This window comes from Micromonospora sp. NBC_00898, assembly GCF_045207895.1.
Lineage (GTDB): Bacteria > Actinomycetota > Actinomycetes > Mycobacteriales > Micromonosporaceae > Micromonospora.
Genome location: NZ_CP108775.1, coordinates 6,349,221 through 6,363,055, shown reverse-complemented (window position 1 = coordinate 6,363,055; position 13,835 = coordinate 6,349,221). Strand labels below are relative to the sequence as shown.

Annotated in this window: 10 protein-coding genes and 1 pseudogene; 2 read left to right on the top strand and 9 right to left on the bottom strand. The window is 73.4% G+C overall.

Going from position 1 to position 13,835, the window contains the following annotated elements:
- Window positions 1-17: 17 nt before the first annotated feature.
- Window positions 18-1,145 carry a 23S rRNA (guanosine(2251)-2'-O)-methyltransferase RlmB gene (rlmB, locus tag OG799_RS30895; protein WP_406040142.1) on the bottom strand — a complete coding sequence of 376 codons (1,128 nt, stop codon included), beginning with the start codon at window positions 1,143-1,145 and terminating at the stop codon, window positions 18-20.
- Window positions 1,145-2,560: a cysteine--tRNA ligase gene (gene cysS, locus OG799_RS30890; protein WP_406040140.1), complete on the bottom strand. Its 1,416-nt coding sequence runs from the start codon at window positions 2,558-2,560 to the stop codon at window positions 1,145-1,147. The genes rlmB and cysS overlap by 1 nt, the downstream gene beginning before the upstream one ends.
- Before the next feature lie 62 nt (window positions 2,561-2,622).
- Between cysS and OG799_RS30885 the strand changes: the two genes are divergently transcribed.
- Entirely contained in the window at window positions 2,623-3,291 is a 669-nt protein-coding gene (locus OG799_RS30885; protein ID WP_406040138.1) for an IclR family transcriptional regulator, read from the top strand.
- A gap of 38 nt (window positions 3,292-3,329) precedes the next feature.
- Here OG799_RS30885 and OG799_RS30880 read toward each other — a convergent pair whose 3' ends face one another.
- A complete protein-coding gene (locus OG799_RS30880) occupies window positions 3,330-4,295 on the bottom strand; it encodes an EamA family transporter (protein ID WP_406040136.1) in 966 nt (321 codons plus the stop codon).
- A gap of 86 nt (window positions 4,296-4,381) precedes the next feature.
- Between OG799_RS30880 and OG799_RS30875 the strand changes: the two genes are divergently transcribed.
- Window positions 4,382-4,927 (top strand): CGNR zinc finger domain-containing protein, encoded by a 546-nt coding sequence (locus OG799_RS30875; protein WP_406040134.1) that lies wholly within the window; start codon window positions 4,382-4,384, stop codon window positions 4,925-4,927.
- 49 nt (window positions 4,928-4,976) lie between these two features.
- On the opposite strand, the gene OG799_RS30870 is transcribed toward OG799_RS30875, so the two are convergent.
- The 6 genes and pseudogenes from OG799_RS30870 to OG799_RS30845 all read right to left on the bottom strand — a co-directional run bounded on the left by OG799_RS30870 (window position 4,977) and on the right by OG799_RS30845 (window position 13,819).
- Window positions 4,977-5,372 carry a pyridoxamine 5'-phosphate oxidase family protein gene (locus OG799_RS30870; protein ID WP_406040132.1) on the bottom strand — a complete coding sequence of 132 codons (396 nt, stop codon included), beginning with the start codon at window positions 5,370-5,372 and terminating at the stop codon, window positions 4,977-4,979.
- 1 nt (window position 5,373) lies between these two features.
- Window positions 5,374-5,535 (bottom strand): annotated as a pseudogene (locus OG799_RS30865) (DUF397 domain-containing protein); the annotation flags it as partial.
- 421 nt (window positions 5,536-5,956) lie between these two features.
- Complete coding sequence (locus tag OG799_RS30860) at window positions 5,957-7,366, bottom strand: class II fumarate hydratase (protein ID WP_406040130.1); 1,410 nt, start codon at window positions 7,364-7,366, stop codon at window positions 5,957-5,959.
- Window positions 7,367-7,401: 35 nt separating this feature from the next.
- Entirely contained in the window at window positions 7,402-10,383 is a 2,982-nt protein-coding gene (locus OG799_RS30855; RefSeq protein ID WP_406046458.1) for a BTAD domain-containing putative transcriptional regulator, read from the bottom strand.
- Between the two features lie 258 nt (window positions 10,384-10,641).
- Entirely contained in the window at window positions 10,642-12,309 is a 1,668-nt protein-coding gene (locus OG799_RS30850; protein WP_406040128.1) for a fumarate hydratase, read from the bottom strand.
- A gap of 85 nt (window positions 12,310-12,394) precedes the next feature.
- On the bottom strand, window positions 12,395-13,819 hold the full coding sequence (locus tag OG799_RS30845; protein ID WP_406040126.1) for a PQQ-binding-like beta-propeller repeat protein: 1,425 nt from the start codon (window positions 13,817-13,819) through the stop codon (window positions 12,395-12,397).
- Between the last annotated feature and the right edge of the window lie 16 nt (window positions 13,820-13,835).

Below are 13,835 nucleotides of genomic sequence, written 5' to 3'. Positions count from 1 at the left end.
GGCCCTCCGCGACGTCCTTACAGCTCCAGGGCGCGGCGGCGGGCGACCTCGGCGAGGGTGACCGCGGCGGCGACGCTGGCGTTGAGCGACTCGACGTCGGTGACCATCGGGATGCTGACGGTCAGGTCGCAGGTCTCCCCGACCAGCCGGGACAGCCCGCGCCCCTCCGAGCCGACCACCACCACCAGCGGCCCGACCGCGGCCTCCAGGTCGTACAGGTCGGTGTCGCCGTCGGCGTCCAGGCCGACCACCATGAAGCCGGCGTCCTTGCAGGCCTTGAGCGCCCGGGTCAGGTTGGTGACCTGGCCGACCGGCACCCGCGCGGCCGCGCCGGCGCTGGTCCGCCACGCGGTCGCGGTGATCCCGGCGGCCCGCCGCTCGGGTACGAAGACACCCTGCGCGCCGAACGCGGCGGCGGACCGGATCACCGCGCCGAGGTTGCGCGGGTCGGTCACCCCGTCCAGCGCGACCAGCAGCGGGGCGGGCTGCTCCAGCGCGGCGGCCATCATGTCCTCGAACGGCTCGTACGCGAACGGCGGCACCTGCAGGCCGACGCCCTGGTGCAGCACGCCCCCGGTCATCCGGTCCAGCTCGGCGCGGCTGATCTCCAGGATGGCGATGCCCCGGTCGGCGGCGGTCCGGATGATCTCGTTGACCCGGTCGTCGATGTCGATGCCCTGGGCGGTGTAGAGGGCGGTCGCCGGCACCTGGGTGCGCAGCGCCTCCAGCACCGGGTTGCGGCCGACCAGCAGCTCCGGGCTGTCCTTGGCGGGGTTCGACTTGCGGCCCGGCGCGACCCGCGGGCCGGAGCGACCGGTGGGCTTGCCGCCCCGGCCGCCGGCGCCCCGGGCCGCCGGGACGCCCCGACCGCCGCCCTTGCCCCAGGTGGTGTCCTTGCTGCCCGGCTGGCCGATCTTGGGGGCCCGCCCCTCCTCGGCCGCCGCGCGGCGCTCCTTGTCCTGCTTCCAGGCGGTGCGCTGGGGCAGCTTCTCGGTGCCCGAGTACGCCTTGTGCCAGGGGCGCTCGTCGGCGGGCAGGGTCTTGCCCCGGCCGGCGAGGGAGTCCTTGTTCTTGCCGCCGGAGCCCTTCGGGGCGCCCGCCTTCGGGGACAGTCGCCGGCCACGGCGCTGCGAGTTGCCGGCCATCAGTCCTGCTCTCCAATAGTCCAACGCGGGCCCTGGGGGGTGTCCTCGACCACCACGCCGGCCTGCTTGAGCTGGTCGCGTACGGCGTCCGCGGCGGCCCAGTCCTTGCGGCTGCGGGCCTGTGCGCGCTGCTCGAGGGCGAGCGCGATCAGGGAGTCCACCACGCCGCGCAGGTCGTCCGTGCGGCCGCCGCCGGTCCAGGCCGGGTCCAGGGGGTCGACACCGAGGATATCCAGCATCGCCCGCGCGGCGGCCAGGGTCGTGCGGACGGTCACATCGTCACCGATGGTCAGCGCGCTGTTGCCGTCCCGCAGCGTCCCCTGGAGCACGGCGAGGGCGGCCGAGGTGTTGAGGTCGTCGTCCATCGCCGCGACGAACGCGGCCGGCAGCTCGCCGGGCTGGCCGCCGCCGACCCGCTCGGCGGCCCGCAGCACGAAGCCCTCGATCCGCCGGTACGCGACGGCGGCCACGCGCAGCGCGTCCTCGGAGTAGTCGATGCGGGACCGGTAGTGCGCGGCGGCGTAGTAGTAGCGCAGCTCGACCGGGCGCACCTCGAGCGAGTCCACGTACGCCAGGTCGAGGGCGTTGCCGAGCGACTTGCCCATCTTGGCGCCGCCGATGCTGAGCAGCCCGTGGTGCACCCAGTACCGGGCGAAGGGCAGGTCGGCGGCCTGCGACTGGGCGATCTCGTTCTCGTGGTGCGGGAAGGTCAGATCCAGCCCGCCGCCGTGGATGTCGAACTCCGCGCCCAGGTAGCGCCAGCACATCGCCGAGCACTCGATGTGCCAGCCGGGCCGGCCCCGCCCCCACGGCGACGGCCAGTAGGCGTCGGCCGGCTCGTCCGGTTTGGCACCCTTCCAGAGGGCGAAGTCGCGCGGGTCGCGCTTGCCCCGCTCGGGGGCGTCCCCGGCGGACTGCATGTCGTCCGGCGACTGCCCGGACAGCGACCCGTACGCCGGCCAGGAGGCCACGTCGAAGTAGACGTCGCCGGAGCCGTCGGTGGCCGGGTACGCGTGCCCGGTGTCGATCAGCCGGGTGATCAGCTCGTGCATCTCCGGGATGTGCCCGGTGGCCCGCGGCTCGTACGTCGGTGGCAGCACGTTCAGCGCCCGGTACGCCGCGGCGAGGATCAACTCGTTCTCGTACGCGATCGACCAGAACGGGCGGCCCTGCTCGACGGCCTTGACCAGGATCTTGTCGTCGATGTCGGTCACGTTGCGGATGAAGGTGACCTCGAAGCCGGCGGCCAGCAGCCAGCGGCGCAGCACGTCGTAGTTCACGCCGGAGCGAAGGTGACCGATGTGCGGCGGGGCCTGGAGGGTGAGACCACACAGGTAGACCCCCACCTTGCCGGCTTCCCGCGGGACGAAGTCCCGCACCGATCGGGTGGCGGTGTCATACAGGCGTAGCGTCACCGTACAAGGGTAGCCTTCCGTGCATTTACCGGTCGGGCGGAGCCGGTCGTACGCTGCGTGCTGTGGACAAGGTGGCAGGCGGGGGTGAGGCGGCGGCCCGGCCCGGGGAGACCGCGCAGACCCTGGACCGGGGCCTGCGCCTGCTGCACCTGGTCGCGGACGCGCCGGGCGGGCTGACCGTCACCGAGGCGGCGAACCGGCTGGGCATCGGCCGGGCCGCGGTCTACCGGCTGGTCGGGGCGCTGACCGGGCACGGCATGCTGCGCCGCGACGGCGACGGCCGGCTACGCCTCGGCGCCGGGGTGCTGCACCTGGCCCGGCGGGCGCAGCCGCTGCTCGCCGAGGGGGCACTGCCCGCGCTGCGCCGGCTGGCCGAGCAGGCCGGCGCGACCGCGCACCTCACCGTGGTCGAGGGCGGCGAGGGGGTCGCGCTGGCGGTGGTGGAGCCGAGCTGGACGTCGTTCCATGTGGCGTACCGGACGGGGTCCCGCCATCCGCTGGAACGCGGGGCGGCGGGGCGGGCCATCCTGGCCGGGCGGGCGGGCGCCGCGGGCCCGGTGAGCACCAGCGGGGAACTGCAGTCCGGGGCGTACGGGGTGGCCGCGCCGGTGCTCGGCGTCCCCGGGCTGGAGGCGAGCGTCGGGGTGGTGTCGCTGGCGCCGCTCGACGTCGACGTGGTCGGCGCCCAGGTCACCGCCGCCGCCACCACGATCGCCACCGCCCTGTCCTAGTGTTGATCCACCGCCGACGGCGGCCCGGTCGGATCCGCTCACCGCTCGGTGGCCAGGGCCGGCTCGGCCGGTTGCCCGGCCCGCTCCGGCTCGGGCGTCGCGCGCAGTTCGTCGACGCGGACCAGGGTGACGCCGGCGACGATCAGCGCACCGCCGACGAGTTGCACGGCGGTCGGCAGTTCGCCCAGCACCAGCCAGGCGATGAGCACCGCGAACATCACCTCGGTCAGCCCGACGAACGACGACAGCCGCGCCCCGAGCAGTCGCGCCCCGGCGATGCCGGTGAGGTACGCGACCACCGCGGCGATCAGCGACAGGCCGGCGATGGGCACCAGCCAGCTCATCCGGTGCCCGGCGAAGCTGACGTCGGCGCCGCCGGCCCGCAGCGGCAGTACCCGGACCGCGCCGAGCAGGAGCAGGGCCAGGGCGCCGACGGCCATGCCACCGCTGGCCATCACCACCGACGGCAGGCGGTCGTCGACCCGGCCGGCGATCACGAAGTAGCCGGCCAGGCCCACCCCGGCGCCCAGGCCCCAGAGCACCCCGACCGGGTCGAGCCGGCTCGCGCCGGTGAGGTCCAGCACGAACACCAGCCCGCACAGGGCGGTGACCGACCCCGCCACGGTGAGCGCCCGGGGTCGCTGGCCGTGCACCAGCCACATCCAGCCGACCACGAGGACGATGCCGAGGTATTCCAGCAGCAACGCGACGCCGACCGGCAGGTAGCGGACCGCGTTGAAGAAGCACGCCTGGGCGAGGGCCACGCCGAGCAGTCCGAACACGACGACGGTGCCGCCGTTGCGGCGCAGCACGTCCCACCGGCCGCGCAGGGCCAGCAGGGCCGGCACGGCGAGGACCAGCGCGGCGATGCCGACCCGGGCCACCACCACCGCCTCGGCCGACCAGTCCCCGGTGATCAGGGGGCGGGCGAAGGTGCCCGAGGTGGCGAAGGTGAGAGCGGAGAGCAGGGCCAGGCCGAGGCCGACTCCGGGCCGTTCACGCATCGATACGCTCCTCGCTCCGGCGGCGGGTCATGAGTCAACAGGGGCTATGCTGATGACGCTAGACCGGACCGCCGACAGGAGTCAAGTTGCTGTTCGCTCATGACACCGATTGCGGATTGACCGCCGCCGCCGCGCTCGTGAACACCGCCGGCCGCGACGGCGAGCTGCTGCCGGACGTCGCCGCCCTGGCCCGGTTCTTCACCACCTACGGTTGGACCGGACGCCACGAGCAGAGCGAGGCGGAGCTACGGTCCGTCCGGGAGCTGCGCCCCCGGCTGCGCCGGGTCTGGCACGCCGGCGAGGACGAAATCGTCGCCATCGTCAACGGGCTGCTCCGCGAGTCGCACGCCCTGCCGCAGCTCATCCGGCACGACGACCAGCCGTACCACCTGCACGCCGTGCCGCGCGACGCGCCGCTCGCGACCCGGATGGCGGTCGAGGCCGCGATGGCGCTGGCCGACCTGGTCCGCAGCAGCGAGCTGAGCCGGCTGCGCGTGTGCGACCACCCGGACTGCGACAACGTCCTGGTGGACCTGTCGAAGAACCGTTCCCGCCGGTTCTGCGACGCCGGCTGCGGCAACCGCGCGGCCGTCAGCGCCTACCGGGCCCGCAAGGCCGCGACCCGCACCTGACCACCCGCGCACACCATCCGTCCCGCAGCGACAGCGACGCGCGTCCTCGTCACCGTGCCCGGCCGCTCAGCAGCCAACGCGTCACACCCACCCTGAGCAGGACGTAAGGCCCGTCCGGTCCGTCCGCCGAGATGTCCCAACCGGCGTACCGGTCGCGAAACCCCGCCACGATGTCGGGCCGGAAGGGCGGGCGGACCACGGTCGCCACGCCCTCCGCGACCACCGGCGCGCAGGGATCCGGGAGCGCCAGCGAGACCCGGGAATCGGCCAGGACGTTGCGTACCTTGACGTTCCGCTCGGCCGTGCAGATCCACCACTCGCCCACAACGAAGAGGAACCAGACCGGGGTCAGGTGCGGGGACCCGCCCGGCCGCAGGGTGCACAGCCAGACGGCCCGCTCCCGGTCGAGCCGGTCGAGGACGTCCGCGCCGGGCAGGCTGGTCACGTCAGCGCGGCGGCGACGCGACAAAGACCCGCCAGGCGTACGGGGAAACGGTGAGCACCGGACCGGTCGGGTCCTTGCTGTCCCGCACCCCGACCACGCCCGGCAGGTTCGCCGCCACGCAGTCGTTGTTCTGGGCGCCACGGCTGCCCTGCCGCCAAGCAGCGGAACGCCGCCACGGTCATCCGCCCGGCCACCATCCTCAGCTGCCCTCCCGCCCCGCGATGATCGATTCCAGTGCCGCGCCAGCCGGAGGAACCAGGGACGCAGGCTGTCTCCCGCAACGGGCGCAGCCCTTCCGACCGTAGTCGTGTCCTCAGCAAACTGTGAAGCGCGGGGCTGACCGCCTCATCCCCCGAGCGTCGGCGGCACCGCGGTGGGACCGCCCGCTCCCCCGGTCGGGTCGCACCCGCCCCGGGGGTGATGACGCAGACGATTCAGCTCCACAGGGAGGTCGCACCTGTGCCCCGGCCCGCCTTCACGCCTTCGGACCGGCAGCGGTCCCGACGCCGCACATCTGCCGCTGCGCCCGCTCTGGCTCTGCCGGGGCCGCGCCGCGCCCTGGCCCCGCGCAACGCCGGTCCCCGTCAGGGGTGGGTCATCCGGAGCAGGTCGAGGGCCTCGTCGAGCTGGGTCTCGGAGAGCTTGCCGGAGTCGACGTGGCCGCGGGCGATCACCACCTCGCGGATGGAGATCTGCTTCGCCAGCGCCTCCTTGGCGATCGAGGCCGCCTCGTCGTACCCGAGGTGGCGGTTGAGCGGGGTGACGATCGACGGCGACCCCTCCGCGTACGCGAGACAGACCTCGGCGTCCGCGACCAGGCCGACCACCAGGCGGTCCGCGAATAGCCGGCTCGACGCGGCGATCAACTTGATCGACTCCAGCAGGTTGCGGCCCATTACCGGGAGCATCACGTTCAGCTCGAAGTCGCCCTGCGAACCGGCGAAGGCCACCGTCGCGTCGTTGCCGATCACCTGCGCGCAGACCTGCCGCACCGCCTCGGCGACCACCGGGTTCACCTTGCCCGGCATGATCGACGAGCCGGGCTGGAGGTCGGGGATGCGCAGCTCCCGCAGGCCGGCGCGGGGACCGGAGCCCATCCAGCGGATGTCGTTGGCCACCTTGTACAGCCCGACGGCGATGGTGCGCAGCTGGCCGGAGGTCTCGACCAGCGCGTCCCGGGCGCCCTGCGCCTCGAAGTGGTTGCGCGCCTCGGTCAACGGCAGGCCGGTCGAGGCGCGCAGCTTCTCGATCACCTTCGCAGCGAAGCCGAGCGGGGTGTTGATGCCGGTGCCCACGGCGGTGCCGCCGAGCGGCAGCTCGGCCAGCCGGGGCAGCACCCCCTCCAGCCGTTCCACGCCGTAGCGGACCTGGGCGGCGTACCCGCCGAACTCCTGGCCCAGGGTGACCGGGGTGGCGTCCATCAGGTGGGTCCGCCCGGCCTTCACCACGGTCTCGAACTCGGTGGCCTTCTCCTCCAGCGTCCCCGCCAGGTGCTTCAGCGAGGGGATCAGATCCTCCACCACGAACTGGGTGGCGGCCAGGTGGATCGACGACGGGAAGACGTCGTTGCTGGACTGCGAGGCGTTGACGTCGTCGTTCGGGTGCACGGGACGACCCAGCTCCCGGCTGGCCAGGGTGGCGATCACCTCGTTGGTGTTCATGTTGGACGAGGTGCCGGAGCCGGTCTGGAAGACGTCCACCGGGAACTGGTCGTCGTACCCGCCGTCGGCCACGTGCGCGGCAGCGGTGGCGATCGCCTCGGCCACATCCGCGCCGATCACCCCCAGCTCGCCGTTGACCTGGGCGGCGGCGCCCTTGATCTGGGCCAGCGCCTTGATCTGGGCCGGTTCCAGGCCCCGCCCGGAGATCGGGAAGTTCTGCACCGCGCGCTGGGTCTGCGCCCGCCACAGCGCCTCGGCGGGCACCTCCACCTCACCCATCGAGTCGCGTTCGATCCGGTAACCCGCTGCCTCTGGAGTCGTCACGCGTACCATCCTGCCGCGCCCGCCGTCGACTCGCAGATGATCGCTCAGTCCAGCTCGGTCAGCAGCCGTTCCACCTCGTGCCGGTCCGGCGACTCGACCTGCCGGAACAGCGCAAGGGCCCGGATCCGGTGCGACCGGGCCGCCACCGGGTCGGTGGGGGCCAGACAGCGGCCGATGCCGTCGAGCGCCCGGGCCTGCTCGTAGCGGGCACCCAGCCGGGTGGCGTCGGCGAGCACCCGGCGGTGCAGGTCGAGGGAGCTGGAGGCGTCCCCCTGGTCGAGGATCGCCCGGGCCAGCAGGTTGCGCGAGGCGCACTGCCCGATCCGGTCACCGGCGTCGCTCATCGCGACCAACGCCTCCCGGTGCAGGGCTGCGGCCCGCTCGGGACGGCCCTCCTCGCGCTCAATCACGCCGAGTTCGTTGAGCACCTCGCCCACGCCGACGCGGTTACCCGTCCTGCGCTTCAGGCCCAGAGCCGCCCGCAGCAGCCGGCGGGCCGGACCCACGTCGCCCATCCGGTGCCGGGTCATGCCCAGATTCGCGACGGCGTGCGCCAGCTGTCGGGGGTCGTCGGCCTGACGGGACAGCAGGAGCAGCTGCCGGCCGGTGCGCAGCGCCTCCTCGTACCGGCCCCAGCCGAGGAGGGCGAAGCAGACGTTGTTCAGCAGGTTGATCGCTTCGTTCAACTCGTCCGGACCGACGATCAGGGCCAGGGCGCCGTCGAAGTTCTCCTTGGCCCGACGGTAGTCACCGTTGGCGGCATAGGAGGCGCCGAGGTTCCACAGCGTGCTGCGTACCTCCCGACGTAGCCCGAGCCGGCGGCGCAGGCCGAGCGCCACCTCCATCAACCGGATCGCCTCCGGGAACCGGGCCAAGCGGTAGTACGCGGAGGAGAGGTAGTTCAACATCACGGCCACCGCCGCGTCGTCACCGAGCCCCTCCGCGACGCGGAGCCCGATCGTGTGCGTCTCGACCAGCTCGTCCAGGTGCCCGCCGTCGAAGTTGGCTCGCCAGCAGGCCCGCGCGAGTTGCCAGCAGTGCCGCGGCATGCCCTCCGCCTCGGCCAGCCGCACGAGAGCGGTGAGGGTGGCCCGGTTCTCCTCGAACCAACCGAGCCCTTCGGGGACGATGGCCGCAACCAGGTCCGGTCGGGCGGGTGCGGTGAGTCGTAGGGAGCTGCGGCTGGCCACCGACTCGATCGTCCAGGCGATCGCGGTGGCCGCGTCCAGGTGATGATCGAGCAGCGGCTCCAGCGCGGCCCGGCGCTCGTCCGCCCGCTCGGGGTCGGCCAGCAGCACGCGGGCGTACTCCCGGATCAGGTCGTGCAGCCGGTACCGGCCCGGCTCCACCTCCTCCGCCAGGTGCGCGTCGACCAGCTCCTCCAGCACGTCCTGCACCTCGGACAGGGAAAGCTCCGCGAGCGCGGCGGCCACGCGATTGTCGAACCGTACGCCCGGATGCAGGCTGAGCAGCCGGAACACCCGCTGCGCGGACGGCGAGACCTGGGCGTACGACAGGGCGAAGGCCTGCCCCACCGAGCGCTCCCCGGCCACGAACTCCGCCAGTTGGTCACGACTCGAGGCCAGCCGGTCGGCCAGGTCGGCGATCCGCCAGCGGGGCCGGTGCGCCAGCCTGGCACCGGCCAGCCGGATGGCCAGCGGAAGGTGACCGCAGCGACGGACCACCTCGGCGGCGGCCTCCGGCTCGGCGGCCACCCGTTCCTCGCCGGCGACCCGGCCCAGCAGCTGCACGGCCTCGGCGGCGTCGAGCACCGGCAGGGACGAGGGCCGGCCCTCGTCCAGTCCGACGAGTCGGCGCCGGCTCGTGATCAGGACCAGGCACTCCGGCCCGTTTGGCAGCAGCGGCACCACCTGTGCCGTGCTGGCCGCGTTGTCGAGCACCACCAACGCCCGCCGGCCGGCCAGCTCGGTACGCCACAGCGCCAGCCGGTCGTCCAGGTCCATCGGCACCCGCTCCGCCGGCACGCCGAGCTGGCGCAGCAGGGTCGCCGCCGCCGCGCCCGGCGTCAGCGGGGTGCGCTCGCTGTGGCCGTGCAGGTCGATGAAGAGCTGCGCGTCGGGGTAGCGCGGCGCCAGGGCGGTGGCCAGGTGCACCGCGAGGGTGGTCTTGCCGCTGCCCGCCATGCCGTCGATCAGCTGGATCCGGACCGCGTCGTCCTCGATCTCCTTCACCAGTCGCGCCACCGTCTGCTGCCGGCCGGTGAAGTCGCTGATCGCCCGGGGCAGGCAGCGGACCGGCGCGAGGGGCGCCTCCTCGGCGCCCGTCAGGGCCAGATCGCCGGCGAGCACCCGCTGGTGCAGCTCCTGCAACGCCCCGCCGGGCTCGATGCCCAGCTCCTCGGCGTAGAGCCGGCGGCCCTCCCGGTAGACGGCGAGCGCGTCGGCCTGCCGGCCGACGGCGGAGAGGGCGAGCATCAGCTGGCCGCGCAGCCGCTCCCGCAGCGGGTGCGCCTCGACGCTCTCGGTCAGCTCGTCGATCAGGTCGGCCGCCTGGCGCAGCCGCAGCTCGACGTCGACGCACTCCTCCAACGCCGTGAGGCGCTGCGCGTCGAGGGCCTGCGCCCGGCGGCGCACGCTGCGGCTGGCGATCCCGCTCAGCGCGGGGCCCCGCCACAGGGCCAAGGCGGACCGGTAGTGTCGGCGGGCCTCGGTGGGCCGACCGGCGGCGGCCTCGGCCCGGGCCGCTTCGACGCCGCGGGCGAAGACCTCGGCGTCCAGGTCGGCCGGCTCGACCCGGATGCCGTACCCGACCGGATCCGTGACGATGATTTCCGGCGGCAGCCCGAGGCGGCCGAGCCGCTGTCGCAATCGCGACACGCAGATCTGGAGCTGGGCGCGGGCGGTGGCCGGGGGGCGCTCCTCCCAGACCGCGTCGACCAGTTCCTCGGAGGAGACCAGCCGACCGACGCGCAGCAGCAGCATGGCGAGCACGACCCGGTCCCGGCCTGCGGTGACGGTGGCCTCACCGCCGCCGACCCGCAGGGGTCCCAGGATCCCGAACCGCATCTGCGCCTCCGCCGTCTTGTGCAACTTCCAGCAGGGTAACCCGCCGGTAACCGACCGCCCCGAGCGGACGATAGCGATGTGATAGCGGATCGACAGCGCTGGAGTCGACACTCGTGCCGGGTTGTCGGTGACGACATCCGACGGGGGCGGTGCGCCCGACCGGCACCGCCGGGCCGGGCGCACCGATGTCGAATGAGCACCGGACGACGGAGGGGCGTCGGGCCTGCGGCCCGGCGCCCCTTTCGCGTACGTCGAAGGTCAGCGCCGCCCGACGGTGAGCACCGGCTTGGTGACCTCGGCGAAGAAGTCGTTGCCCTTGTCGTCGACGACGATGAAGGCGGGGAAGTCCTCCACCTCGATCTTCCAGACCGCCTCCATGCCCAGCTCCGGGTATTCCAGGACCTCGACGTGCTTGATGCAGTCCTGGGCCAGCCGGGCGGCCGGGCCGCCGATCGAGCCGAGGTAGAAGCCGCCGTGCTGCTGGCAGGAGCGGGTCACCTGGGCGGACCGGTTGCCCTTGGCCAGCATCACCTGGGAGCCGCCGGCGGCCTGGAACTTCTCCACGTACGCGTCCATCCGGCCGGCGGTGGTCGGGCCGAACGAGCCGGAGGCGTACCCCTCGGGGGTCTTGGCCGGGCCGGCGTAGTAGACGGCGTGGTCGCGCAGGTACTGCGGCATCGGCTCGCCCGTGTCCAGCCGCTCGGCGATCTTGGCGTGGGCGATGTCCCGGGCGACCACGAGCGGGCCGGTCAGCGACAGCCGGGTCTTCACCGGGTACTTGGACAGCTCGGCGCGGATCTCGTCCATCGGCCGGTTCAGGTCGACCCGGACGACGGTCTCGGTGTCCAGCGTCTCGTCGGTGACGTCGGGCAGGAAGCGGGCCGGGTCGGTTTCGAGGCGCTCCAGCCACACGCCCGACGGGGTGATCTTGGCGACCGCCTGCCGGTCGGCGGAGCAGGAGACGGCGATCGCCACCGGGCAGGAGGCGCCGTGCCGGGGCAGCCGGACCACCCGCACGTCGTGGCAGAAGTACCGGCCGCCGAACTGCGCGCCGATGCCGAAGTTGCGGGTCAGCTCCAGCACCTCCGCCTCCAGCTCCAGGTCACGGAAGCCGTGCGCGGTCATCGAGCCGGAGGTGGGCAGGCTGTCCAGGTACTTCGCGGAGGCGTACTTGGCGGTCTTCAGCGCGTACTCGGCGGAGGTGCCGCCGATGACGATGGCCAGGTGGTACGGCGGGCAGGCCGAGGTGCCGATCAGCCGCAGCTTCTCCTCCAGGAACTGCATCATCCGCGTCGGGTTCAGCAGCGCCTTGGTCTCCTGGTAGAGGTACGACTTGTTGGCCGAGCCGCCACCCTTGGCCATGAAAAGGAACTTGTACGCGTCGGGGTGCCCGTCCGGGTCCTCGGCGTAGAGCTCCACCTGGGCGGGCAGGTTGCTGCCGGTGTTCCGCTCGTCCCACATGGTCAGCGGGGCGAGCTGCGAGTAGCGCAGGTTCAGCTTCGTGTACGCCTGATAGACACCGCGGGAGATGGCCTCCGCGTCGGCGCCGTCGGTGAGCACGTGCCGGCCGCGCTTGCCCATCACGATCGCGGTGCCGGTGTCCTGACACATCGGCAGCACCCCGCCGGCGGCGATGTTGGCGTTGCGCAGCAGATCCAGCGCGACGAACCGGTCGTTCGGCGAGGCCGCCGGGTCGTCGATGATCGACCGGAGCTGGGCCAGGTGGGCCGGACGGAGGAAATGGGCGATGTCGTGCATCGCCTCGGCGGTCAGCGCGGTCAGCGCGGACGGCTCCACGGTGAGGAAGCGACGGCCACCCGGGCCGTTGACGACATCGACGCCCTCGTCGGTGACCAGGCGATATTCGGTCTGGTCCGGACCGGTCGGCAGCAAGGGGGCGTACGAGAACGCGGCGGCACTGCTCATGGACGAAAAGCCTAGGGCAGGCCGGTCGATCGGTGGCACCCGCCGGGTGGGTCCTGGGACGCCGCTCTCACCCGGCGCCGTCGGCTCAGTCGCAGAGTTCCCGCTTCGGGCCGCAACTGACCTCGTCCGACGGGGGCTGCCAGGTGCTGCCGGGGTTCGGGCCGGGGATGCCGCCCTCCTCGGGCGGGGGCGGCAGGGAACTGCCGGCGCCCCAGCGGACGTACCCGATCTCCCGGCCCTCCCCGATGATCATGCCGTTCGGGCCGACGGCCAGGGCGTTCGCCGAGGTCCGCAGGACCGCCAGCTCCCGGCCGGTACGCGGGTCGACCGCGATCAGCCGGGACGGCTTCTCCTCGGCGATCACCGCCGCGTACGGGGTGAGCGCCGCGCCGCTCTTGCCACCGGCGGCCCGGGTCCACCTGGTCCGGTCCACCGACAGCTCCCGCCCGAGGACGGACCGCTTGTCGCCGCTGCGCACCAGCGCGTACCGGTCGTCGACGGCGAGCAGCTTCTCCCCGTCGCCCCCGACCTGGAGCAGCCGGCCGTCGTACCCGTCCAGCACGGCCTCGCGGCCGTCCGGGCCGACCCCGATCAGCACGTTGCGGGCGCCCTGCGGGTCCTCCCGCTGCACGCACCCGGCGTAGTCGGCGGTCCGCAGGTTCAGCCCGGTACGCCGCCACACCTCCTGCCCGGTGGCCGGGTCCTGGGCGGAGACGGTGAAATAGCAGGTGCCGTCGCGGGAGGTGGCGGTGATCCGGAGCAGCCGGCCGCCGATCACCGCCAGCCGTTCCTGCCGGCCGGGCTGGACGTTCTGCAGCACCCGGCCGGTGGCGGTGTCCACCACGTGCACCCGCCCGTCGACCGGGAAGCCGAGCAGCGGGGGCACGGGCTCCGGTCCGGCCACCCCGCCGTCGATGCGCGGCGTGCTGAGCCGGCGGGTGCCGAGCAGGTCCGGGTTGTCGGCGAGCAGGCCGCTGTGCACGCCGGGCAGGAAGGCGGTCCACAGTGGCCGGGTGCCACGCGGGTCCCAGGCGCTCAGCGTGCAGTCGGTGGCCTGGGCGCAGCGGACGTCGAGGATCGCGTTGCGGTACGTCCAGACGGCCACCGCGTCGTCGTCCCGGCGGCGGATCGCCCCGGTGGTGGGGTCGAGCAGCTCGTACCCCTTGACCAGCAGCTTGCCCACGGCGACGACCGGGTCCCGGTCGCCCCCGGCCACCGCCGACCAGTCCGCCTTGCGCTCCCACAGTTGGGTGCCGGTGGCCAGGCTGCGCGCCTCGACCCGGGTGCGCTGCTCGACGATGACCGTGTCGCCGGCGATGGTGACGCTCTTCGGGGTGCCGCCGACCCGCTGCTGCCAGACCACGTCCGGCTCGGAGATCGGCTGGCTCCGGTCCACCCAGTCCCACACGGTCGGGAACGGGTTCCACACGCCGGTGGCGGCGAGCACGACCACGGTGACGAGCCCCAGCAGCAACCAGCCGCGTACGCCAAGGCCCTTCACACCGCACACGGTAGCGACGATCACC